This is a genomic window from Sinobaca sp. SA16-1, assembly GCF_059510515.1.
On sequence record NZ_JCAKFL010000001.1, the window covers coordinates 772,895 to 795,489 of the forward strand.

Annotated in this window: 22 protein-coding genes and 3 tRNA genes; 2 read left to right on the forward strand and 23 right to left on the reverse strand. The window is 45.1% G+C overall.

Features of this window, described 5'->3' with window-relative positions:
• Positions 1-54: 54 nt before the first annotated feature.
• From AC5W2J_RS03780 to AC5W2J_RS03810, 7 genes are all read right to left on the reverse strand, one after another.
• Complete coding sequence (locus AC5W2J_RS03780) at positions 55-234, reverse strand: hypothetical protein (protein ID WP_496058149.1); 180 nt, start codon at positions 232-234, stop codon at positions 55-57.
• A 72-nt stretch (positions 235-306) separates the two neighbouring features.
• Positions 307-654 (reverse strand): MerR family transcriptional regulator, encoded by a 348-nt coding sequence (locus AC5W2J_RS03785; protein ID WP_496058150.1) that lies wholly within the window; start codon positions 652-654, stop codon positions 307-309.
• 34 nt (positions 655-688) lie between these two features.
• Positions 689-1,390 (reverse strand): exonuclease domain-containing protein, encoded by a 702-nt coding sequence (locus AC5W2J_RS03790; protein ID WP_496058151.1) that lies wholly within the window; start codon positions 1,388-1,390, stop codon positions 689-691.
• Positions 1,391-1,395: 5 nt separating this feature from the next.
• Entirely contained in the window at positions 1,396-2,415 is a 1,020-nt protein-coding gene (locus AC5W2J_RS03795; RefSeq protein WP_496058152.1) for a DUF294 nucleotidyltransferase-like domain-containing protein, read from the reverse strand.
• A 1-nt stretch (position 2,416) separates the two neighbouring features.
• Positions 2,417-3,703 (reverse strand): ammonium transporter, encoded by a 1,287-nt coding sequence (locus AC5W2J_RS03800; RefSeq protein ID WP_496058153.1) that lies wholly within the window; start codon positions 3,701-3,703, stop codon positions 2,417-2,419.
• Positions 3,704-3,943: 240 nt separating this feature from the next.
• Positions 3,944-4,774 carry an aldo/keto reductase gene (locus AC5W2J_RS03805; RefSeq protein WP_496058154.1) on the reverse strand — a complete coding sequence of 277 codons (831 nt, stop codon included), beginning with the start codon at positions 4,772-4,774 and terminating at the stop codon, positions 3,944-3,946.
• Between the two features lie 18 nt (positions 4,775-4,792).
• A complete protein-coding gene (locus AC5W2J_RS03810) occupies positions 4,793-5,470 on the reverse strand; it encodes a uracil-DNA glycosylase (protein ID WP_496058155.1) in 678 nt (225 codons plus the stop codon).
• Positions 5,471-5,631: 161 nt separating this feature from the next.
• Here AC5W2J_RS03810 and AC5W2J_RS03815 point away from each other — a divergent pair, with 161 nt between their 5' ends.
• Complete coding sequence (locus AC5W2J_RS03815; RefSeq protein WP_496058156.1) at positions 5,632-6,261, forward strand: DUF4190 domain-containing protein; 630 nt, start codon at positions 5,632-5,634, stop codon at positions 6,259-6,261.
• A 215-nt stretch (positions 6,262-6,476) separates the two neighbouring features.
• A complete protein-coding gene (locus AC5W2J_RS03820) occupies positions 6,477-6,698 on the forward strand; it encodes a hypothetical protein (protein WP_496058157.1) in 222 nt (73 codons plus the stop codon).
• A gap of 269 nt (positions 6,699-6,967) precedes the next feature.
• Here AC5W2J_RS03820 and AC5W2J_RS03825 read toward each other — a convergent pair whose 3' ends face one another.
• The 16 genes from AC5W2J_RS03825 to AC5W2J_RS03900 all read right to left on the reverse strand — a co-directional run bounded on the left by AC5W2J_RS03825 (position 6,968) and on the right by AC5W2J_RS03900 (position 22,593).
• On the reverse strand, positions 6,968-8,623 hold the full coding sequence (locus AC5W2J_RS03825; RefSeq protein WP_496058158.1) for an alpha-keto acid decarboxylase family protein: 1,656 nt from the start codon (positions 8,621-8,623) through the stop codon (positions 6,968-6,970).
• Between the two features lie 88 nt (positions 8,624-8,711).
• On the reverse strand, positions 8,712-9,191 hold the full coding sequence (rlmH, locus tag AC5W2J_RS03830) for a 23S rRNA (pseudouridine(1915)-N(3))-methyltransferase RlmH (protein ID WP_496058159.1): 480 nt from the start codon (positions 9,189-9,191) through the stop codon (positions 8,712-8,714).
• A gap of 62 nt (positions 9,192-9,253) precedes the next feature.
• Positions 9,254-9,409, reverse strand: a complete 156-nt coding sequence (locus tag AC5W2J_RS03835) for a CxxH/CxxC protein (protein WP_496058160.1) — start codon at positions 9,407-9,409, stop codon at positions 9,254-9,256.
• A gap of 211 nt (positions 9,410-9,620) precedes the next feature.
• Positions 9,621-10,844 carry a S1C family serine protease gene (locus AC5W2J_RS03840; protein ID WP_496058161.1) on the reverse strand — a complete coding sequence of 408 codons (1,224 nt, stop codon included), beginning with the start codon at positions 10,842-10,844 and terminating at the stop codon, positions 9,621-9,623.
• A 106-nt stretch (positions 10,845-10,950) separates the two neighbouring features.
• On the reverse strand, positions 10,951-11,745 hold the full coding sequence (locus AC5W2J_RS03845) for an MBL fold metallo-hydrolase (RefSeq protein WP_496058162.1): 795 nt from the start codon (positions 11,743-11,745) through the stop codon (positions 10,951-10,953).
• 8 nt (positions 11,746-11,753) lie between these two features.
• On the reverse strand, positions 11,754-12,659 hold the full coding sequence (locus AC5W2J_RS03850) for a two-component system regulatory protein YycI (RefSeq protein ID WP_496058163.1): 906 nt from the start codon (positions 12,657-12,659) through the stop codon (positions 11,754-11,756).
• Position 12,660: 1 nt separating this feature from the next.
• Positions 12,661-13,998, reverse strand: a complete 1,338-nt coding sequence (locus tag AC5W2J_RS03855) for a YycH family regulatory protein (protein ID WP_496058164.1) — start codon at positions 13,996-13,998, stop codon at positions 12,661-12,663.
• Positions 13,995-15,818 (reverse strand): cell wall metabolism sensor histidine kinase WalK, encoded by a 1,824-nt coding sequence (walK, locus tag AC5W2J_RS03860; protein ID WP_496058165.1) that lies wholly within the window; start codon positions 15,816-15,818, stop codon positions 13,995-13,997. The genes AC5W2J_RS03855 and walK overlap by 4 nt, the downstream gene beginning before the upstream one ends.
• 2 nt (positions 15,819-15,820) lie before the next feature.
• A complete protein-coding gene (yycF, locus tag AC5W2J_RS03865; RefSeq protein ID WP_252313757.1) occupies positions 15,821-16,528 on the reverse strand; it encodes a response regulator YycF in 708 nt (235 codons plus the stop codon).
• 280 nt (positions 16,529-16,808) lie between these two features.
• Positions 16,809-16,884: transfer RNA gene (locus AC5W2J_RS03870), tRNA-Phe, on the reverse strand.
• A 44-nt stretch (positions 16,885-16,928) separates the two neighbouring features.
• A tRNA-Glu gene (locus AC5W2J_RS03875) sits at positions 16,929-17,003 on the reverse strand.
• A 24-nt stretch (positions 17,004-17,027) separates the two neighbouring features.
• A tRNA-Lys gene (locus AC5W2J_RS03880) sits at positions 17,028-17,103 on the reverse strand.
• 172 nt (positions 17,104-17,275) lie between these two features.
• Positions 17,276-18,565 carry an adenylosuccinate synthase gene (locus tag AC5W2J_RS03885; protein WP_496058166.1) on the reverse strand — a complete coding sequence of 430 codons (1,290 nt, stop codon included), beginning with the start codon at positions 18,563-18,565 and terminating at the stop codon, positions 17,276-17,278.
• Between the two features lie 169 nt (positions 18,566-18,734).
• The gene (dnaB, locus tag AC5W2J_RS03890; protein ID WP_496058167.1) at positions 18,735-20,099 is read right to left on the reverse strand and encodes a replicative DNA helicase; all 1,365 of its coding nucleotides are present in this window, start codon (positions 20,097-20,099) and stop codon (positions 18,735-18,737) included.
• Positions 20,100-20,182: 83 nt separating this feature from the next.
• Complete coding sequence (gene rplI, locus AC5W2J_RS03895) at positions 20,183-20,626, reverse strand: 50S ribosomal protein L9 (protein WP_496058168.1); 444 nt, start codon at positions 20,624-20,626, stop codon at positions 20,183-20,185.
• Complete coding sequence (locus AC5W2J_RS03900) at positions 20,623-22,593, reverse strand: DHH family phosphoesterase (protein ID WP_496058169.1); 1,971 nt, start codon at positions 22,591-22,593, stop codon at positions 20,623-20,625. Before AC5W2J_RS03900 ends, rplI begins: the two co-directional genes overlap by 4 nt.
• Between the last annotated feature and the right edge of the window lie 2 nt (positions 22,594-22,595).

Consider the following 22,595-nt stretch of genomic DNA (forward strand, 5'->3'; position numbering starts at 1 on the left):
ATAGAAAAAAGGCACCGCTTTTCATTATAAAAGCAGTGCCCTTGGGCTCAGATATTAGACAATCGTATAGCCGAATCCTTCGATCTTGGCATAATTTTCTTCGTCTACTACCCAATACTTATTGTTATTATCTTCTACAACGACTTCTTTAGCGGCAGCGGCTTCTTTAGCAGCTTCCTTTTCTTCGAACTTTACTGCCGGAATCTGCATATCATCAATGAGAATATAAGCCATGCTTACAACACCTCCGTAGTGATAGAAATACCCGTTGTAATCTATCATTAAACGAAGAAGAAAGACTCATTTTTAACTTTCCAGTTCCCCGAGTTTTTTTAAGTGGGGCTGCAGTTTATCCAGACTTTCTTTAGGTATGGAACGCTTTGGCACGTTCATCTTTTTTTCTTTTGATGTTTTTTTAGCCGCCAGCACGGTTCTAATGCCGGCTATGTTCAAACCCTGGTCAATAAGCTCTTTAATATCGCTGCACCGGTCAATATCTGCTAGTGAAAACAGCCGTTGATTGCCCTGATTTCTTTCCGGAGAAATCAGCCCCTGTTCTTCGTAGTATCGTATTTGGCGCGCCGATAGATGAGTTAACTCCTGCACTACGCTGATAGGAAAACATGCGGTATGGCGGGGTATATGGCCTTTCACCCTGCTCTCCTCCTTCTCTCCATTCAAGGTGTTTTCACCTTGTCCGGCTATTTAAATGAGCGTACACATCATGAAGTGTTTCAAACCCCTGTTCCATCGTCTGCTCGACGGCCTTTTTCCACAGTTCGGCCGTCATCACTGCATCTCCCAAGGCATTATGCCGGTTTTCTACAGGGATCTTATAATGTCCGCACCAATCATCCAGCGTGTGGAGGGCATGGTCGGGAGCCGCGATTTTCATCAAAAAAGACGTATCAAGCAGGCGGTGTTTAAAACTCGTACCAATCGCCTGATACGTGGCATGCTGCAGAAACTTTCTTTCATGACTGGCATGATGGGCAACAAGAAGGTCCGTCTGCGCAAAATTATAAAATGAGGTCAGCGCGTCTGCAAGCAGCGGAGCCTCCCGCAGTTCTTCTTTATTTAAACCGGTAAGCTCTTCAATTTCTTTCGATAGAGCGTCTGGTTCCTGAACTGTAGTGTAAAACGTTTCATCTGTCTGTACTTTGCTGTTCTTAATTTTAACGGCACCGATAGAAAGAATTTTGTCGCCCCCATCTGGATAAAATCCGGAAGTTTCCAGGTCCAGCACGGTGATCCGAAGGGACGAAATAGGCTTTGTCAGCGGCTGTTCTGCTTTTAATTCTTTTTGCAGATGTCTCATGAAAGACTGATGCTGAGGGTTGGACTGGTCTACTCCTGAAAAGTGACGGACCCACTGAAACATATTATTCATTACCATTACTGGTCACCTGACTCCATATGTTTTTTAGTCTGTTGAAATAGATGTTTTCCCTCTTTTAACGCTTTCTTCAACTGCTGCTTTTCATCTTTGTTTAGTTGTTCTACCGGCACATAATGCACGTCCTCATACGTTTTCTGCTTTTTTGAAAAAGAAGCCCGCAGGTTAAGCATATGATTGAAATGATCCTTTTTCCCCTGCACAAATGGATATTTTTCACTGGTCTGATCCATGCGGCTTGCTGTTCCGGCCTCTTGAATACCTTCTTTTATCGCCAGCAGCCTCATCGCATGAACATAAGGAAAAAAGCCGACATCTTTAATGTGCATAGATCCTGTATAAGGACCTTTATCGTCAGGCAGCAGCCGGCCAAAAGCATTGACTCCTTTATGCAGATACGAAGTATTTTCAGACATCCGCTTTAATAATACCGGGTTTTCCTCTGCCTTTTGAAATACATGACTTTTGATTTCTTCCAGGAAATCCGCTTCGCCTACGAGCGTTCTCGCATCCACAAATGTCAGCAGATGCCGGAGCGTTTCCCACGTATCTGTTTCAATCCAGCCGTCAATCTGTTCCTTCCATCCATCTATACTGTGGCACCAGCGGGGATGAGAGGCCATTACTTTGCCCTCGCAGCGGGGATAGCCGATATAAGCCATACCTTCGCGTATTTCTTCACCTATTTTTAAAAAATAAGACTGGTGCTCTTCATCACTGCCTTCAAATACAATCCCATGGTCCTGATCGCTGAATGTCGCCTGCTCTTTGCGTCCGGCGCTTCCCATTAGAAAAAAAGCAAAGTGAGCGGGAGAAGGTCCCCGCTCACTTTCTACTTTTTGTATAGCAAGAGCAATGGTTTCCTTAATCCACTCATCATGTGCGTCATTGAGTTTCATTGGATCTTCTGCAATCTCGTTTACCTGGGACTCTTTGAGCTGTTTAATTTCTTCATAGGACTCATAAGAAGGTGACAGAGGGCCTTTGCCCTCCTGCGGAGATACGGAAGATTTTGTCATATTAAGCTCCTGTCTTGGATTCAGAATTTTTGGATTCTGCTGCTTTCAATGCTTCAGGATAACCATAGCTTCCGTGTTCACTTATATCAAGACCCATAATTTCTTCTTCTTCAGAAACTCTAAGGCCGCCTGTAATTCCTTTTGTAATAAGAAGCAGTACGTAAGCTGCGACAAAAGCGAAGATTCCGCATGCCAGAACGCTGATAGCCTGAACACCAAGCTGGGTAAGGCCGCCGCCGTAGAACAAACCGGCACGCCCGCCATTCATTTCTGCTAATGCCGGTGTAGCAAAAAATCCTGTAGAAAGGGTACCCCAGATACCTGCTGCTCCGTGAACAGAGATAGCGAAGATCGGGTCATCAATGCCAAGCTTCTCTACGAGCTTCATGCTTCCAAATACAATCAATCCGCCAATGATACCAATAACAACTGCGGCCCATGGATCAACGAATGCGCAGGAGGCTGTAATAGCTACAAGTCCTGCAAGTGCACCGTTTAACATAGTCGGTACATCCGGCTTGCCGATAACCGCCCATGCGATAAGAAGAGCTGCCACAGCACCACCTGCTGCTGCAATTTGTGTATTCAGGGCAACAAAGCCAAAGAATGCGTCGTCTACGCCGAATGTACTACCGGCGTTAAATCCAAACCAACCTACCCATAATAGAAGAACACCAAGAGCGGTAAATACCTGGTTATGTCCTGCTAACTCATTAGGAGAACCATCTTTGTTAAATTTACCGATACGCGGCTTAAGTAAAATGGTTGCCGCCATCGCAGCCATTGCACCAGTTAAGTGAACAACTGTCGAACCTGCGAAATCCTGCTTGCCAAGTTCGCTGATCCATCCTCCGCCCCAGATCCAGTGAGCAACCACCGGATAAACAACTGCTGAAAATAGTAGAGCGAATACAATGTAAGCTGATAATTTAGCTCTTTCTGCAAATCCGCCAAATGCAATCGTTAATGCAATTGCAGCGAAACCAAGCTGAAAGATAAAGTCAACAGAACCTGCCAGCCCATCAAACATTGTAGTAGCGTCCCCGAAGAAAAAGTCAGAGAAGCCGATAATGCCGCCAAGGCTTTCTCCATAAATGAAGCCGTAACCGACAGCCCAGAAAACAAGTGATGCAATTCCGAGTGTGAATACTGTCTTACCGGCGATGTGCCCGGCGTTTTTCATTCGTGTTGAGCCGGCCTCCAAAAGAATAAACCCGCCCTGCATAAGAATAACTAGAATAAATGCGATCATAACCCACAGATTGTTCATTAAAAACATTGGATCCATCTAACAATCTCTCCTCTCAAATGTGAACTTAGTTAACATCTTGCGTTAATGTTATTTTACATTTTAAATTTTCAGAATCTAGTGTTTTGTTAGATAATCTTACATGCAAATAGAATACATGGTTTTTACTGTTTTTTGCTTTTTCTTAGTGCTGCACACATGATAACGGTTTCAATACATAACAAAAAAACTACCTATTTTCAGGCAGTTTTTTTGTAGGAAGTGTCTATTTATTGTTTTTTATTTGTCATAAGGGAAATCATCCGGGTGATACCCATAGCGTTGATCTTCATTCATTCCATCAATAGCCTGAATATCTTCAGCTGTGAGGGAAAAATCAAACACCTGGGCGTTGGCAGTAATCCGCTCCGGGGTAATTGACTTCGGAATAGTAACGACTTTTGTTTCCAGGCACCAGCGGATTAAAACCTGCGCCGGCGTTTTTCCGTGTCTGTCGGCAATTTGTTTGATCGTTTCGTCTTCCAGTAAGTCCCCTCTTCCAAGCGGGCGCCACGCTTCCATCTGAATGCCGTGCGTTTCACAAAACTCCAGCAGCTTTTTCTGCGCGTTCTTCGGGTGATATTCCACCTGGTTTACAGCCGGCGTTACTTTCGCTTCCTTCATTAAGTTCTCCAGATGCTCTTCTGTAAAATTACTGACGCCGATCGCTTTTACTTTTCCTTCTTCATATAGTTTTTCCAACGCGCCCCATGTTTCTTTATACTTACCAGGTACCGGCCAGTGAATAAGGTACAGATCAATAACATCTACGCCAAGATTTTGGCGGGAACGCTCAAAAGCTTCCAGTGTCTGCTCAAACCCCTGTTCATCGTTCCATACTTTTGTAGTTAGGAAAATTTCTTCTCTTGGCACGCCGCTCTCACGAATTGCTTCTCCTACGCTTTTCTCATTTCCGTAAAAAGAAGCCGTATCAATGCTTCTGTATCCATCTTTTAAAGCCTGGAGCACGGCATTTTTTGTCGGTTCTCCAGATTCCGCTTTATATACGCCAAGGCCGACCCAGGGCATGGTGACTCCGTTGTTCAACGATACTTCTGCTGTTTTTATCATAGTAAGTTTCTCCTCTATTTAAATATTTGCTGGAATGGACCAGTCTATTTCCGGCCGTCCCGCTTTCTTCAGAAATGTATTCGTCCGCGAAAATGGTTTACTCCCGAAAAATCCGCGGTGGGCGGCAAAAGGACTCGGGTGGGCGGATGTAATAATCATATGATGGGGATTGGTAATTAGTTCCTGCTTCGACTGCGCATGCTTTCCCCACAATAGGAAAACTACCGGATCTTCTTTTTCATTTATCTTTTTGATAATTTCATTCGTAAATGTTTCCCAGCCTTTGTTTTTATGGGAATTGGCCTCTGCTTTGCGGACAGTAAGAACGGTATTTAACAGCAGGACCCCTTCCTCTGCCCATTTTTTTAAATAGCCGTGGCCGGGAGGCTCCAATCCAAGATCTTCTTCTAGTTCTTTAAAGATATTCTGAAGCGATGGGGGTGTTTTCACTTTCGGCTGCACCGAGAAACTAAGCCCGTGCGCCTGGTTCGGTCCGTGATAAGGGTCCTGTCCCAAAATAACGACTTTTGTATTTTCATAGCTTGTATAGTGAAGCGCATTATAAATATCGTACATATCCGGATACACTGTATGCTCTGTGTATTCTTTTTTCAAAAACTGCCGAAGCTCTTCATAATACTCTTTTTTAAACTCTTCTTCGAGAAGTGGAGCCCAATCATTTTCTAATATGTTCATAGACGATTCTCCTTTATGCGGCATCTGATTTCTATACCCGCTGCCCCTTATATAGAAACGTCCCCACAGTGCAAAAGATAAATGCTTAGAATCCATGAAATGGTGGTATGAGTAACTATGCTCCTATAAAGATAAAAGGAAAGCAGGAGAGGTGAGTTAGTATGGACGATAAAGAAAACAGACGATTTCGATCTGAACGCAGCAAAGATAATCTCGATCCAAGGGACGATCGTTCCTCCAGCCGGGATCCGCTGACAGATGACGACCGCGATCAAAGACGAGAAGAACCAGCCGTGATGGATGACAGGGACAGAGTAGAAGACAGGCCTCCACATGACAGGAACGACCGTCACGAAGACAGCAGCCGCTTTGACGATCGCGACGAACACCGCCGCCGCGATGAACGTCTCGATAACAGAGACCGTGCTGCAGCCGATCGGAAAAAGGATCACCATTATGATGGAAGGCCGGGTGACGGAGGAAAGAACAACAAAGCATTAGTAGCTCTTATATTAGGTATTCTTTCTGTGTTGGCTTTCTTCGTTCCTCCCGTCGGCTTCCTATTAGGTCTTATTGGTTTGATTCTCGGTATTATGGGACTGCGCGCAGTGAAGCGCTCCTTTAAAACAGGCCGGGGTCAGGCTATTGCAGGTATCATCCTGAGTACGATCGGTATGGTTATATCCGGCCTTTTGATTATCATAGGCCTGCTGGCTGTACTCTTAGGGGATAATCTTCCTCCTGAAATACAGGATGAGCTTAATCAACAGATGGAACAGTTTCAAAATTAATAAAAAAAGACAGCTGCACTACGGCTGTCTTTTTTTTTGGTTTTCTGCCTAATATACTTATGATAGACTGTCATAATATGGGAAAACACATTTCTCATTTTCCAAGTACTCTACAAGGACTGATCATCATGACAATCACACTATTAGACAAGTCTTTTACTACTTTTACTTTATCAGAAACTGAAAGCACCTTTTTGGAGAAATGCTGGCACTTTTTGCGGAAACCCTCCGGATCTATTAACGTTTTTCAACCCGTCCTGCCGGGAATGGCCCAGTCCGTTTCCCTTTCTTCCTTAGCCGCTTCCACCCAGCAGGACCTGCTGCTGTTTTTAAGCAGAACTACCTTTATTTATTACGTGTACGATTTCGAAACATTCGCAGAAGACCCTTTTTTTATAGCCTACCTGCAGGAAATACGCCGGCAGGTTCTCGTATAAACGCAAAAGAGAGCCTTTAACGGAAGGCTCTCTTTTGCGTTTGTCGAGAAATTATTCTGTTTTAGATCTCTATACAAAATGCTGATTTCTTTAAATAATATTAAGAGGTAAATATAGGAAAATTGTCCGGCGGCGACTCAGACAGACCAGCCATCGGTGAAGATAAAGAGGTCTGTTTTTTTACTCTTTAGCTGAGCCATGGCCTGTCGAACGCGTCCGCCGACATTGCCTTGTTGGAAAAACATAAATTCTCTCTTTATTATAGTTTATTATTCTTTTTTCAGCGAAGCTTCTCTTAACCGCTTAAGATGAAGCGGTGCATCCATTTGATCGTTTACGACAATCTCAATAAAATGAAGCGTATCCGTCTCATTTAATTGGGAGACCGCCTGCTTTAATTCTTCTGTCGTTGTAACACGTGTTGTGCGGGCATCCGCATAGAAGCTCTTCACCAGTTTAATATAATCCCAGGCAGGAATATCGTTGTATTCGGCCTGAGAGTTATCCGTATTTAAATAACGCTCCACTGTATACCCGCTGTTATTCAGGAAAAAGACTACCGGTTTTACATTCTGCTCCGCCATGGAGCTGAGTCCCTGCGCGGTTAATTGAAAAGATCCATCCCCAATGAATAGAAGCACACGCCTGTCCGGCGCCGCTACCTGAGCTCCAAAGGCCGCAGGAAGTGCATAGCCGATGCTCTGCCAGGATCCCTGGGAAATATACAACGCGTCCTCAGGAAGACGCACATGCGCAAGTCCGTAGGACAGGGTGCCTGTTTCCACCACGAGAATATCTTTTGGCCGGAGAATGGATTGAATGACCGGGTAATACGTTTCGGCCTGAAGCGGCGCTCCTTTATCCGGACGTTCGTCATAAAAGGAAGGAACATAGGATAATTCCTTAAAAGTCCGGCTTTCTTTTAAAAGAAGGGCATCAATAACCGCTTCCATCTTTACTTCACCTGCCGGCTCTCCTTTGATAGACAGCTTTAGAGGCTGCAGATCAATTCTTTTTTCCACCGGAAGCTCTGCCGTAAACTTCGCCATATTAAAATCCGACTCCAACAAGCCGGCTGTAATAATAACGTCGGCCTGTTCAACAAATTTCCGAACGTCCTGGTTACCGAAAGCTCCGCCGTACATGCCAATGTATTGGGAATGCTGTTCATTAAATCCGCTCTTTCCCTGCAACATCTGCGCTGTTGGGATATGCAAATGCTCCGCTAATTGAAGGACTTTTTTCTTTAAATGATAGCGGATCGTGTATATATCCACCAGCAGTACAGCAGATTCAGCCTGCTGAAGCATCTTTATTACCGCTTCTGCCCCTTTTTCAGCCAGATCAGCTGTGCTGCTCTCTGCGCTGCCGAATGGAGGTGGAGCCGCCTCCGTGTTGATCTTTGTGGCGGCTATGTCCTGGGGAATATCAATATAGACCGGTCTTTTCTTCTCTAAAGCAGCCGCAATGGCCGCCGGAATTTCCCGGACAGCATTATCTGCAGTAATTTTGACCGTATAGGCTGTAATTTCACGGTGCATACGCAAAAACACATCATAGTCTCCGTTCATTAACGTATGATGAGCCTTTGTTCCATTTTTCTGCATGGAGGATGCCGGTGAACCGACAATTTCGATTAACGGCACCTGCTCGCTGAAAGCACCTGCCACCGCATTGGCTGCGCTTAAATCACCCACTCCAAATGTCGTAATCAGGGCGGAAAGTCCTTTTACCTGAGCATATCCGTCTGCGGCATACCCGGCGTTCAATTCGTTTCGATTATCAATAAATTGGATAGATTCATATGTTTCGAGTTCATCGAGCAGGGCAAAGTTATAGTCTCCCGGCACGCCAAAAATTTCTGTTATTCCTTCTTCACGTAAACAATCGTATAAATAGCGACTTACCGTTTTCCACTCGGCCATAACACACCTCCTGTAACTTTTTCCTACTAGTACTGTTCCCAAGAAAAGTGCTGTTCAGACAAGGGAGGCGGAAATCAATCGCAGAGCCTTATTTATGATACGGACTTCCCTGATTGATTTGAAAAGCGCGGTAAATCTGCTCCAGCAGCATAACCCGCATTAATTGGTGGGGAAAGGTTAAATCAGAAAAAGACCACGTTAAATCCGCACGTTTTTTTAGAATGTCTCCAGTTCCCAAAGAACCGCCGATAACAAAGGTAAGATGGCTCTTCCCATAAGTGCCGAGATCCTGAATTGTCGCTGCAAGCTTTTCGGAAGACAGCATCCGTCCTTTTACCTCGAGCAGAACAACATAAGTATCTTTTGTAATTTTATCCATTATTTTACTTTCTTCTTTTTCGATAATTTGTAATTTTTCTTTTTCACTGGCTGTGTCTGGGGTTTTCTCATCATTTACTTCGATTATCTGCAGTTTTGCAAATGCTCTCATCCGTTTTTCGTATTCTGCTATGGCTTCTTTTAAATATTTTTCTTTTAATTTTCCAACTGCAATAATAGTAATATTCATTATTTTTTCCTCCCCAATACATTATCCACAATTCTATCCACATATACACAGGCTTCGTTTTCCTATTCTTCGATTTTATACACAGCGGTTTCTCCACAAAAATTACACACTGTGGATAACTCTTCTCCCATTACAACACTGAATACTGGAAACGTTCCGGTTTCTTCAATAGCATCGTCAAGCGCCCTGTCTGTATGGGTTTCGCAGCAGAATATCATTATTTCACCTTCTTTTTCTTCTTTGTCATCATCATATCATTTCTATAAAAAACTATTTATCCACACCATTTTATTAAAACAATTATAAAAATAAGACCATATTCGTTTATTTCTTATAATCGCGGCAGCAAGTTATCCACATGTGAACATTCATCCAATAAAAAAACTCCCTGATCATTATACCATCAGAGAGTCTTTTGTTTCTTTCTATTTAAAATGGCTGTTCTTCTGCCAGTGTTACTTCTGCGGTTTCCCGTGACCCGTCTCTATAATACGTAAGCGTCACGGTTTCTCCAATACCGGACTCTGTGTACAAATACCGTCTTAAATCATGCGTATTCGCTACCGTATCCCCATTCACTTCTGTGATTACATCATTCTCCGCCAGGTCTGCCTCTTCAGCAGGGGAGCCGTTGGAGATCTGAGTGACTACCACACCGGTGTCTACGCCCTCAGGAAGATTCAGCGTGTTCTGTATTTCCGTATTCGGATACTCAGCAAGAGAACGAATACCGATGCCAATCTGCGGGCGCACAACTTCTCCGTTCGTTTCCAGGTCATTGATGACCGGAATGGCTATTGCAGTTGGAATCGCAAATCCAATCCCTTCCACTGCACCTTCTGCTATTTTCATCGAATTAATACCGATGACCTGGCCTCCGATGTTTACTAAGGCGCCTCCACTGTTCCCCGGGTTGATCGCCGCATCTGTCTGGAGTACTTCTGCCTCCCAGTCCGGCTGCCCGTCTCCTGACAAATCTACTGGGATGCTGCGCTCTGTGGCGCTGATAATTCCCTGAGTTACTGATCCGGATAAATCAGCACCAAGCGGATTCCCAATCGCAAGTGCCGGTTCACCTACCTGCAGATTGTCGGAATTGCCAAGCTCTGCTGCTGTTTCAATGTCGGAAGCATCCATTTCAAGTACGGCTAAATCCGTCAATATATCCGATCCTACCACCTCTGCCGAGATTCTCGACTCATCCGCCAGACTGATTTCCACACTCGATGCTCCGTCAATAACATGATGATTGGTTACAACATAGGCGGTTTCTCCTTCTATTTTATAAATTACTCCGGACCCGACACCTTGATCAGCACTCTCTCCTTCTTCAAAAAAGCCGGAAGGATTCTCCTGCACATTAAACACGCCGACTACGGAATCCGAGACCCGGTTTACAGCTTCCGTTATATCGGAATTTACCGAAACATTCACATTCTGCTCGTCTCCGGAGAAGAGCGATTCTGTTTCAGCGCTGTTTTCTCCGTTTTCACTGCCGAAATCCGGATAAACGTCCGACTGATAAATAAAAGGCCCGGCAGCCAACATTACTCCCGCGCCGAATACGGCTCCAAAAAAAGCGGAACCTCCACCGCGCCGACGGTTCCTGCGCCTGCCAAAATTGTTATAATCCTCATCGTTATAGTATCCCATCTATACACCCATCCCCCTTCGACAGAAAAATGTCACGTTCATTAGACTTACGTCTATTTTATGAAAAAAATACCCCCTGCGTCTATAGAAAAGACCTAGGGGGCAATTATAAAGTAACGATGGACGTAGGGGTGACAGGATCAGTGTCAAAGAGATGAATGCTTTCTCCAACTCCATGTCCTTTTTCTTTTAAAATCTGTTCGGCTGTCATCCTTGCTAATTCTTTCATGTTGTTATCTTTACTCAAATGTGCCAGATAAATGCGCTTCGTGCGCTCTCCAATAACATCACACAGGGCATACGCTGCGTCTTCGTTGGACACATGGCCGGAATCCCCAAGAATTCTTCGTTTGACGCTCCAGGGGTACCGTCCCATCCGCAGCATATTCATGTCGTGATTTGATTCAAATACCATCATATCTGCATTGTGAATAACTCCTTTTACGATGTCACTCACATAGCCCATGTCCGTTGCCAACACCAGTTTTTTACCTTCATGATGAAAAGCAAAAAACATCGGGTCTGCCGCATCGTGGGAAACAGGAAACGATTGAATATCCAAATCAGAAAAGATTTGAATCGAGCTCTGGGAAAAATGAAATTTCTGGTCTGCTGCAATTGTTCCTACTAAAGGCTCCATAGCAGCCCAGGTTTTTTCATTGGCATAGATAGGAAGTTTATAACGCCTCGCCATCACGCCCAGACCTTTTATATGATCACTGTGTTCGTGAGTGACCAGAATGCCGTCCAGTTCGGAAGGATCACACGCTGCTTTCATTAACAGCTGTTCGAGTTTTTTTCCACTCAGGCCTGCATCAATCAACAGTTTATTCTTCGGTGTTTCTATATACATGGCGTTTCCGGACGATCCGCTTGCTAGTACACTAAAGGTTAATCCCATCTTACTCTTCACTCCGATTGCTGTTCTTCAGCTTGTTCCGGAGGGTCCTGAGAGGCCCCTTCCTCCGGGTTGTCCGTTTCCTCTATTTCTTCATCAGTAGCGCTTTCGACTTCTGTCATTTCCTGAATCGCGCCGTCAATCGCGTTCACCAGATATTCTTCATCGTCATTGATGGTGATCTGGTACATCGGAGAAAATACCCGGCTGTTGCCGATAGGAGAAAAGAAATTAAAATAACCGATTTCAACTTCTGTCACACTGTCATTGAAGGTGATTAAATTTTCATTTAGAAGCCTTTCGATCGCAAGATAGGGAAGGAACATATCTTTTTTATCATCCTGCTCCTGCAGTTCAAGAAAAATCTGTGAGTACCCGATAATCTGTGAATCTTCATCGAACCTCAGCACCAGCTGATTTTCTTCACTCGTGTAGATAGGAGCATCTTCAAACGTCTGATAAAAGTGCATTTCCCGGTTTTCGTCATCCCATTCTCCGTAAACGTATTCTTCTCCTTCGTACACGTTGTTTTCCACAAAGTTAATAACACTTTCATTAAAAGCTTCCCGTGCTGCTTCGCTGTCATAAGGACCTTCTGGTGTATCATACGGCTCTTCCAGCGAAACTTCAACTAAGTCATTTTCCTCGTTCTCTTCTACATTTTCCTCCCCGACAATGCCGCTGACTTCTTCTTCAATATCAACGACCTGACCGACAATATGGCTGATTTCCTCCATATCTTCAGGGAGATCTTCGGTTACTGTAATATTCATTTCACTCATTCGTTCTTCAATGGTGGCTTCCGCCCGCACATTCAGCTGGCTGCCTGCCCTTTTTTCCATCAGCTGGTAGACGAGAAAAGAGTTAAGCAGCAGGAACGTTACAATAAAAATGGTTTTGGTTCGGCTCCAGTCCATCTTACTCTTCCTCCTCCTCTACTGCCGCGTCAAAAGGATACCATTCACCACCGTACTTAATAAACCAGGAAGGATCAAAGTTCACTACTTCATTATCTTTGCTGACACTGTAGCCGATACGGACATTCTGCACATCTTCCATATCAAACTGCCCCTGCATCTGATCTACAATGTCACGGCCTGATTCCAACGTGATGTTTTCTTCAATATCAATCGGATTGGCATCAAGCTCAAACAATGGCCTCGAGTAGTTTGAAATCTGCCCGCCTGTTTTTACGGCTGTAATGGAGGTCTGGGGTTCTCCGGTATCATACACCGGCACTCCCTGGACGATCATCCGGTAGGTTGCTTCTTCCTGAGTAGCAGAGCTGTCAATATCGTACAAGGTGTACTCATCTGTCCATCCACCCTGGGAATTCACAAAATCAAAGGAAGAGGTAATAACATTTCCCTGATTGCTTTCTGCGCTGTCTCCATATATTGGATTCACATAGTTAAAAGAATCACCGTCTGAGGCTATATTAACCATCCTGCTTCCGTCTGTATAAGAAAGCCCGCCGTTATCTTCCTGGTACTGTTCTACATAATTCGGCTCATTAAACAGCAGCTGCAGAAAGTTATCGGTCGCAATTTCTGAAGTAGTGTAGGAGACCGTGGAATACGTAGCTGTTTCTTCCGGCAGATAGATGTTTCGTTCAATGCCGGACTGTTCCGGCGTTTCTAAAGCGAATACGGAAGGAAAAGCTTCCAGGTTATTTACATATTCGCTGCGGAACTCAGAAAGGCTGAACGTTGTTCGGCCTTCAAACACGCTTCCACCATCCTCGTAGGAGACGAGAAGAATTTTTAAACCGTCGGCATCCGGGCCGTCATCGACCAGGTACATCCGATCAAGCGTCTCAATCGAAGAATAAGGCGTGTCCTCTTCTATTTCAAACAGCTCTTCAATCAGCTCCCCGGCAATGGGAGTCGGGAAAATAATTTCTGCCATTTCCCCGCCGCTGTTTTCAATAATTTCGTTCACTTCGGTACCTGCCTCTTCAGAACTGGTCAGGTTAACGAGATTTTCAATTCGTGATTCCTGCAGGGTTTCATAAAATTCCGTAAAGGCTTCGTCGTTGTTTTCTATGGCTGCCATCTCTTCGTCCTGGTGAAGCACAATCTGCTCCGGCCAGACCGCATCTGCCAACGAACGGGTTTCTCCTACAGGCTCGCTTTCTACATACGTCGTATCTTCAAGCGCTGCGTATTCCGGCTGAAAGGTCCATACCTGATAGGTCAGAACAACGCTTAATACAACGAGCAGGGACAGGGTCCATGATTTCATCCGTTCTATCATTCATCCCCACCTGCTTTTTTATAAGAGGAATACGGAAGCGTAACAGCAATCGTCGTACCTTTCTTCCAAACGCTCTGCACATCGATATACCCGCCGTGGGAATGGACCAGCTCTTTGGCAATCGCCAGGCCGAGTCCCGTTCCACCGAGGTTTCTTGCTCGCGCTTTATCCACCCGGTAGAAACGGTCGAAAATTTTGTTTTGGCTTTCTTTTGGAATGCCTAATCCCTGGTCAATGATTTCAATTTCCACATCCCGGGATTTAGGTATCATTTGCAACGTTATCGTACCCCCGTCCGGAGAGTATTTCACAGCGTTGGAGATAATATTATCAAACACCTGAATCATTTTGTCGCGGTCCATATCCACGTAAATAGGGTACGAAGGAAACTGGCGGTCAAAATAAATATTCTTGTCTTTGTTTATCATCTCAAAGCGGTCTGCAATTTGGTGCATGACTTCTCCTAAGTCTACGGTTTCTGCATTCATTCTCAGGTCATCGCTGTCCATTTTGGAAAGCTGGAGCAGATCATTAACAAGGCGTATCATCCGCTCTGTTTCGTTCTGGGTTACTTTTAGAAAACGCGGTCCCAGCTTTTCATCCTGCATCGCCCCGTCCTCCAGAGCTTCCATATAACTTTTCAGGGTCGTCAGAGGCGTCCGCAGTTCATGGGAGACGTTAGCCACAAATTCCCGTCGTTCGTTTTCGATTTTCTCCTGCTCTGTTACATCATGAAGCACCGTAATTAAACCATTCACAGGGCCATCTTCATTTCGGATAACAGAAAAATTGGCTTCCATTAGAAAGTCATTTTCCTCATCGCTGAAATCCAGCAGAATAGAATCAGAGTAATCATACAAATCACTTGGCGTAATCGTTTCCGATAAGTGAAGAATTTCCGGCAGCGAAGAACCGATAATGTCTTTTTGATCGAGGTTCAGCAGCTGCTCAGCGCGGTTGTTCATAAGGATAATCCGGCCAAGCTCATCGGTAGCGATAACGCCGTCGGTCATATGGGCAAGAACAGAACTCAGCTTTTTCCGCTCGCCTTCCGTAGTGGACTGCGATTCTTTCAGCCGGAGGGTCAAATTATTGAAGGATTGGGCAAGCTGACCGATTTCATCGTTGCCGTATACTTTTACCTGCCGGGAAAAATCGCCTTCTCCCATTACTCTTGCCTGCTTTTTCATATCTACGATCGGCCTCGTAATCGTCTGGGAAAGCAGGATACCTAAAATAGCGGTAATAATAAGCGCAATGATCGTTCCCGTAAAGAGTATCTGGTTGATTTCATCCACTTCATCATAGATTTCATTCATGTTTGCTTCAATGTATATAGCTCCTTGAACGACTCCATCTGCCTCGACAGGGATGGCCATGACACGCAGCCGGTCTCCATCCGGGTTTCTCACTTCTGTAGAGTCAGGCGTACCTAACAGCGCCCGCTTCACTCGTACTTCTGTACTCTGCTGGCCGACAATATAATCATTGTTCCAGTTGGAGGTGCCCAGCACAACCTGATTGGGTCCGATAACCTGAACCTGCGAGTTTTCAATGGAGAAGAATTCCTGAAGCAGGCTTTCTATGTCTTCTTGCAGAGGATCTTCTTCTTCATCCCGGTCCCGGGTCATTTCCTGACGCACGTTGTATTCAAGCAGATCCGCCCGCTCTTCGAGCATATCGTAATGATTGCTCTCGAGCTGGGCTTCCAGCTCCCGGGTAAAATACACCCCGATAACCTGCATCGCAATAAAAATGAGCAGCATAAAAATAGCGATCAGCTTCAGATGGATGGATTTGAAAAAGTTGAAAAACTTCATCGCTACTTCTCCTGGTCCGGATACTTAAGGTAATAGCCGACTCCTCTTCTTGTTACGATCCATAGTGGATAGCTTGGGTTGTCCTCGACTTTTTCGCGGAGGCGCCGCACCGTAACGTCTACCGTTCTAACGTCACCAAAGTAGTCATACCCCCACACTGCCTGTAGCAGATGTTCTCTTGTCATCACCTGACCGATATGGCGGGCCAGATAGTGCACGAGTTCAAACTCCCGATGCGTTAAATCAACAGGATCCCCGCGCTTTAACACTTGGTACGCATCCGGATCTACTGTCAGGTCTCCAATGATAATTTCTTTCTGCTTTGTGGAGCCTTCTTCCGGAGCTACCTGCTGGCGGCGGAGATTGGCCTTCACACGTGCAATAACTTCGCGGTTGCTGAACGGCTTGGTAACGTAGTCATCTGCTCCGAGTTCCAGGCCAAGCACCTTATCGATCTCCGAATCTTTTGCTGTAAGCATAATAATCGGCATGTCATAGGTTTTGCGGATTTCCCGGCACACTTCCATGCCATCCTTAAAAGGAAGCATAATATCAAGCAGAACTATATCCGGATTAAAGGCATTCACTTTTTCAAGAGCTTCATTCCCATCATAGGCACACTCTACCTGGAACCCTTCTTTCTTTAAATTAAATTCCAGTATATCTGCAATGGGCTGTTCATCATCTACGACAAGAACCTTTTCGTCCATATATTTGCTCACTTCCGTTTCTTATTTTCTGCATTCATTATTTTTTCGTACACATGTCTTTAGACTGTTTTTTCCGTAAAAATACACAAACGTGTTACTACTATTGTAACACAGCTGTAAAAACTCTTCGCCCAATGATGTTTTCCTGAAAGAGAGGCCGCAGCAGACGTGCGCTCTACATACCTTTTTCTTATTTCATCCATATGGCTGGGTGTTCGTACATGATGAAAGTACAAAAAAAGCCTGGATATCCTATCCAAGGCTTTTGGTTTTTTCTAAGTGGTGGCTCGAGACGGAATCGAACCGCCGACACGTGGATTTTCAGTCCACTGCTCTACCGACTGAGCTATCGAGCCGTAATCATTTTGTTTTGTAAGTACTATACTTCTATTTATATAAATGGTGACCCGTACGGGATTCGAACCCGTGATACCGCCGTGAAAGGGCGGTGTCTTAACCACTTGACCAACGGGCCGCTGCAGTTCATACAGAGAAGAAATGGTGAGCCATGGAGGATTCGAACCTCCGACCCTCTGATTAAAAGTCAGATGCTCTACCAACTGAGCTAATGGCTCTTGTATGTTTATTGCTTTTCTCAGCAACATCATTAATAGTACCACGCCGTAAATTGATTTTCAAGCTATTTTTTTAAAAAAATAATGAAGCCTGTATATGCCGGATGTTGGGACTTTTTTAAACGTAAAAAAGCTGCACCTCTCCGAAGAGAACATGCAGCTTTTTTTGATATTATACGCCCCAAACGCCGCGGATCATGTTCGTCTGATCACGGTCCGGACCTACGGAAAAAATGCTTAATGGTATATTAGTAAGCTGGGAAATTCTTTCTAAATAATGACGGGCGTTAACAGGAAGATCATCTAATGATTTAACTCCTGTTATATCCTCTGTCCAGCCCGGCAGCTCTTCAAAAACAGGCTCGCATTCTGCAAGCACTTTTAGACTGGCCGGGAAATGCTCCATTACTTCTCCACGGTATTTGTAAGCCGTGCAGATACGAAGCGTTTCAATGCCGGTTAATACATCGATGGAGTTAATAGAAAGATCGGTAATGCCGCTTACCCGGCGGGCGTGTCTGACGACTACGCTGTCGAACCAGCCGACACGGCGCGGACGTCCGGTCGTTGTTCCATATTCATTGCCCACCTGTCTGATCTTATCACCGGTTTCATCCAACAGCTCGGTTGGAAAAGGGCCGTCGCCGACTCTTGTCGTGTACGCCTTCGATACACCCACCACATGGTGAATTTTTGAAGGACCTACACCAGAGCCGATCGTAACGCCTCCTGCAATAGGATTGGAAGATGTAACAAATGGATACGTACCTTGATCGATATCAAGCATAACGCCCTGTGCGCCTTCAAATAGCACGCGGCGGCCCTGATCAATTGCGTCATTTAACACAACGGACGTATCATCGACGTATTTCGATACAAGCTGGCCGTACTCGTAATACTCTTCAAGCACTTCTTCAAGCTCGAATCCTTCTGTTTCGTAAATTTTTTCCAACAGACGGTTTTTCTCTTTTAAATTGCGGTCCAGCTTTTCACGAAATTCCTCTTTATCCAGTAAATCGGCAATCCGGATACCTGTACGTGCTGCTTTATCCATATAAGCAGGGCCGATACCTTTTCTCGTCGTACCGATCTGATTGCTGCCTTTGCTCTCTTCTTCTACAATATCAAGTTTGATATGATAAGGAAGAATAACGTGGGCACGGTTGCTGATCCGCAGATTGCTAGTATCTACATTGCGGTCATGCAGATATTTAAGTTCTTCCACCAAAGCCTTTGGATCAATAACCATTCCGTTTCCAATCACACAGATTTTATCGCTGTAGAAAATACCAGACGGGATCAAATGAAGCTTATACGTATCTCCCCCGAACACGATTGTGTGGCCGGCATTGTTTCCCCCTTGATAACGGGCTACTACTTCGGCGTTCTCTGATAAATAATCGGTAATTTTACCCTTACCTTCATCTCCCCATTGTGTACCTACAATAACGATGGATGACATGACTCCCACCTCCAGAATATTTAAACGATCTATTTATAAATTGGTATGTAAAACGTGTTCAAAAAACCCTTACATAGTGTATCAACTAGCCGGGGGAAAGTCAATAAACACGAACATTCTAATTATAGAGTGTTATTTTTGTTCGTAATAATGTCACAAAAAAACGCTCCTACATAGGCGGAGCGCTTCCTTCGTCGTGACGGCGGTCTAAATTAACGAATTTATTATATTCTTTAATAAAAGCCAGCTCTACTGTGCCGACCGGGCCGTTTCTTTGTTTGGCTATAATAATTTCAATAATGTTCTGGTTTTCGCCTTCCTGGTCATAGTAGTCTTCTCTGTAAAGAAAAGATACGATGTCGGCATCCTGCTCAATACTCCCGGATTCTCGCAAGTCGGACATCATCGGACGTTTGTCTTGTCTGGATTCCACTCCGCGGGAGAGCTGGGACAGGGCAATAACCGGTACGTTCAGTTCACGGGCCAGGCTTTTCAGGCTCCGGGAAATTTCTGACACTTCCTGCTGGCGGCTTTCACCTCCGCGTGCGGAGGAACCCTGGATAAGCTGCATATAGTCTATTAAAATCATCCCCAGCCCTCTTTCCTGCTGAAGCCTCCGGCATTTAGCACGAATATCGCTAACGCGGATGCCGGGCGAATCATCAATGTAAATACCGGCATTGGAAAGGCTTCCCATCGCCATCGTCAGTTTTTCCCAGTCTTCTTCCTGAAGCGCACCAGTCCGCATCCGCGAGGCGTCAATATTGCCTTCTGCACACAGCATCCGCTGCACAAGCTGGCTGGCTCCCATCTCCAGGCTGAAAATCGCGACGTTCTCTTCTGTTTTCGTAGCCACGTTCTGGGCAATATTCAGGGCAAAGGCGGTTTTACCCATAGAGGGACGGGCCGCTACAATAATCAGGTCATTTCGCTGGAATCCTGCAGTCATCCGGTCGAGCTCCATAAACCCGCTCGAAATACCCGTAACGTCGCTTTCCCTGTTTTGAAGGGTTTCAATGTTGTCATATGTCTCAATCAGTACGTCTTTTATAGAAACAAATGCCTTGGAGCTCCGTTGATTAGCAACTTCGAGAATACTGCGCTCGGCTTCATTTAAAATATCTTCTACTTCGGATTCACTGCTGTACCCGTCCGTGGCGATATCGGTGGCCGTTCGAATCAGCCTTCTCATCAAAGACTTTTCCTGGACGCTCTTGCTGTAGAAATCTACATTTGCAGCCGTTGGAACGGAATTGGCCAGGTCGGTTAAATACGAGATCCCGCCCACTTCCTCGAGCCACTGGTAGTTCTGCAGAGAGGAGGTGACGGTAACAAGATCGACCGGGCTTCCTTTTTCCCCAAGTTCGAGCATCACCTGATAAATCCGCTGATGGGAGGCTCTATAGAAATCTTCGGGAGCCAATCGTTCGGAAGACGTAATCAATGCTTCGCTTTCTAAAAATATAGCTCCAAGGACAGCCTGTTCGGCCTCAATGTTCTGGGGAGGCATTCGATCTGTATACATATCACTCATCCTGGTCGTCCTGCCTTTCTTTCTATGATGCTATTATGTACACCCATTAAAGAACCCCCTCTGCAAGAGAGAGGGCCGGGTTGTTATTCTTCGACTACGTGCACATTCATAGTAGCTGTTACTTTCGGGTGGACTTTCACCGGCACTTTCGTCACACCGAGTGTACGGATCGGTTCATCGAGCTCGATTTTTTTCTTGTCGACCTTTAAATCCATTTCTTTCAGGCGCTGCACAATCTGTTTAGAAGAAACAGCACCAAACAACTTACCGCCTTCTCCCGATTTTGCTTTAATATCGATTTTCTTGCTTTCGATCTTTTCTTTAAAGGCTTTTGCTTCTTCAAGCACCTGCTCTGACTTTTTGTCATCGCTCTGCTGTTTTGCCTGCAGATTTTTCATGTTGCCTGCGTTTGCTTCTACAGCAAGCTTATTTGGAAAAAGGTAGTTGCGGGCGTAACCTTCCGATACGTTGGCTACATCCCCTTTTTTTCCTTTTCCTTTCACGTCTTCATTCAATATTACTTTCATTCAGAAGAACCTCCCTGCAAATATTCATCAATCGCTGATTTCAGCTGTTTTTCCGCTTCTTCAAGCGTTGTTTCTTTCAACTGGGCTGCCGCATTCGTTAAGTGGCCGCCCCCGTTCAGCGTTTCCATAATAAGCTGGACATTAACTTCACCTAAGGAGCGCGCGCTGATGCTGACCTTATCGTCGGACCTCTTGGAAATAACAAACGAGGCTTTCACGTCATTCATAGTCAGCAGCGTGTCTGCCGCCTGAGCGATAAGAATCTGGTCATACGTTTCTCCTTCAGATGCTTTAGCAATAGCCAGGCCTTTTTTATAGATGGTTGCTTTTTCAATTAAATGCGAGCGTTTAACGTACTGCTCAATATCCTCTTTAAGAAGCTTTTGGACAAGTGTGGTGTCCGCCCCGTGTGACTTTAAAAAAGAGGCGGCATCAAACGTACGGGAACCGGTTCGAATAGCAAAGCTTTTTGTGTCCACAATCATTCCCGCCAGCAGCGCTGTCGTTTCGAGCACATCCATCTTCAGCTTCTGCGGCTGGTACTCCAGAAGCTCTGTCACAAGCTCTGCAGTTGAAGACGCATATGGTTCCATATACACGAGCACAGGGTCTTTAATAATTTCCTCTCCGCGGCGGTGATGGTCCAGTATAACAATGCGGTCTACCGCATCCACAAGCTTTGGCTCAATAACCAGAGAAGGTTTGTGTGTATCCACCACTACAAGAAGCGTATGCCTCGTCAGTTCATCCATCGCTTCTTCCGGTGTAATGAAATGGGACCAAAGATATTCATGTGCTTCTATTTCTTCCATCAGCTTCTGAACATCCGGGTTAATTTCGTTTGGATCCACCACAACGTAGGCATCTGTATTATTCACTTCTGCAATTTTTAAAACGCCTATCGCCGCTCCAATGGCATCCATATCAGGATTCTTATGACCCATCACAACGACTTGGTCACTTTCCAGTACAAAGTCCCGCAGGGCGTGGGAAATGACGCGGGCACGGACACGGGTCCGCTTTTCCATCGCGTTGGATTTGCCTCCGTAGAAGCGGACTTTTCCGTTTTTTTCTTTAATAGTCACCTGGTCGCCGCCCCGTCCGAGTGCCAGATCCAGGCTGGACTGGGCCAGGGTTCCAAGCTCCCGTAAAGAGGATTCCTTTGTGCCGATACCGATACTAAGCGTAATCGGCACCTTTTCTTTTCCTGTTACTTCCCGTACTTCGTCGAGAAGCACAAACTTCGTTTTCTCTACTTCTTTGAGCGCTTTCTGGTCCATAAATGCTATAAAGCGGTCCGAAGCAATGCTCCGAAGCAAAATATCATAGTCGCTGGCCCAGTGATTCAGCGCAGAAGTTACGTGGCTTTTCAACCTGCTTCGCAGCTGGTCATCCATCCCCTGGGTTACTTCATCATAGTTATCCAAGTATATCAGACCAACTACAGATTGTTCTTCTTCATACAATCTGTTCGTTTCCGCTGTTTCCGTCATATTGAAAAAGTACAGCAGCTTGTCTTCGTGACGTATATACACGGTGTAGTAATTATCATTTAAGCTGATCTGTACTTCTTCTTCTCCTTTTTTTATGGCCGGAATAAGATCTGAAGAAACTTCATCCAGTCCTTTTCCTAAAAAATGGCCGGACAGCAGTTCATGAACAAATGGATTCACCCAGTCAATTTCATATTCTTTTCCATACAACAAGATACCAATTGGAAGCTCTGTTACAGCTTCTTCGCCGGCTTTGTTAACACGGTGGGATAAAGTGGCTATATAGCGTTCAAGGTCCCGTTCAAAAGATGCTCTGGCCTGAACGACATAAAAAACCATCACGCCTAAAAGAATAAATCCGGCCAGGCCTAATTCCCAGCGGTAAATCATCAGTGCTCCGATGAAGAAAGAGGCAAGGATAAATAGAGCAACAACGTGCAAGCCGTGCCAGCGTCTTAATAAGAACTTAGGCATAA

Excerpts from the sequence above, each read along its gene's own strand:
- rplI (WP_496058168.1), bottom strand. The coding sequence starts at position 20,626 with ATGAAAGTAATATTGAATGAAGACGTGAAAGGAAAAGGAAAAAAAGGG.
- AC5W2J_RS03840 (WP_496058161.1), bottom strand. The coding sequence starts at position 10,844 with ATGGGATACTATAACGATGAGGATTATAACAATTTTGGCAGGCGCAGG.
- AC5W2J_RS03790 (WP_496058151.1), bottom strand. The coding sequence starts at position 1,390 with ATGAATAATATGTTTCAGTGGGTCCGTCACTTTTCAGGAGTAGACCAG.
- AC5W2J_RS03800 (WP_496058153.1), bottom strand. The coding sequence starts at position 3,703 with ATGGATCCAATGTTTTTAATGAACAATCTGTGGGTTATGATCGCATTT.
- yycF (WP_252313757.1), bottom strand. The coding sequence starts at position 16,528 with ATGGACGAAAAGGTTCTTGTCGTAGATGATGAACAGCCCATTGCAGAT.
- AC5W2J_RS03850 (WP_496058163.1), bottom strand. The coding sequence starts at position 12,659 with ATGGACTGGAGCCGAACCAAAACCATTTTTATTGTAACGTTCCTGCTG.
- AC5W2J_RS03795 (WP_496058152.1), bottom strand. The coding sequence starts at position 2,415 with ATGACAAAATCTTCCGTATCTCCGCAGGAGGGCAAAGGCCCTCTGTCA.
- AC5W2J_RS03835 (WP_496058160.1), bottom strand. The coding sequence starts at position 9,409 with ATGATATTCTGCTGCGAAACCCATACAGACAGGGCGCTTGACGATGCT.
- AC5W2J_RS03845 (WP_496058162.1), bottom strand. The coding sequence starts at position 11,745 with ATGGGATTAACCTTTAGTGTACTAGCAAGCGGATCGTCCGGAAACGCC.
- AC5W2J_RS03855 (WP_496058164.1), bottom strand. The coding sequence starts at position 13,998 with ATGATAGAACGGATGAAATCATGGACCCTGTCCCTGCTCGTTGTATTA.
- AC5W2J_RS03815 (WP_496058156.1), top strand. The coding sequence starts at position 5,632 with ATGGACGATAAAGAAAACAGACGATTTCGATCTGAACGCAGCAAAGAT.
- walK (WP_496058165.1), bottom strand. The coding sequence starts at position 15,818 with ATGAAGTTTTTCAACTTTTTCAAATCCATCCATCTGAAGCTGATCGCT.
- AC5W2J_RS03825 (WP_496058158.1), bottom strand. The coding sequence starts at position 8,623 with ATGGCCGAGTGGAAAACGGTAAGTCGCTATTTATACGATTGTTTACGT.
- dnaB (WP_496058167.1), bottom strand. The coding sequence starts at position 20,099 with ATGAGTGATATGTATACAGATCGAATGCCTCCCCAGAACATTGAGGCC.
- AC5W2J_RS03805 (WP_496058154.1), bottom strand. The coding sequence starts at position 4,774 with ATGATAAAAACAGCAGAAGTATCGTTGAACAACGGAGTCACCATGCCC.
- rlmH (WP_496058159.1), bottom strand. The coding sequence starts at position 9,191 with ATGAATATTACTATTATTGCAGTTGGAAAATTAAAAGAAAAATATTTA.
- AC5W2J_RS03900 (WP_496058169.1), bottom strand. The coding sequence starts at position 22,593 with ATGCCTAAGTTCTTATTAAGACGCTGGCACGGCTTGCACGTTGTTGCT.
- AC5W2J_RS03885 (WP_496058166.1), bottom strand. The coding sequence starts at position 18,565 with ATGTCATCCATCGTTATTGTAGGTACACAATGGGGAGATGAAGGTAAG.
- AC5W2J_RS03780 (WP_496058149.1), bottom strand. The coding sequence starts at position 234 with ATGGCTTATATTCTCATTGATGATATGCAGATTCCGGCAGTAAAGTTC.
- AC5W2J_RS03810 (WP_496058155.1), bottom strand. The coding sequence starts at position 5,470 with ATGAACATATTAGAAAATGATTGGGCTCCACTTCTCGAAGAAGAGTTT.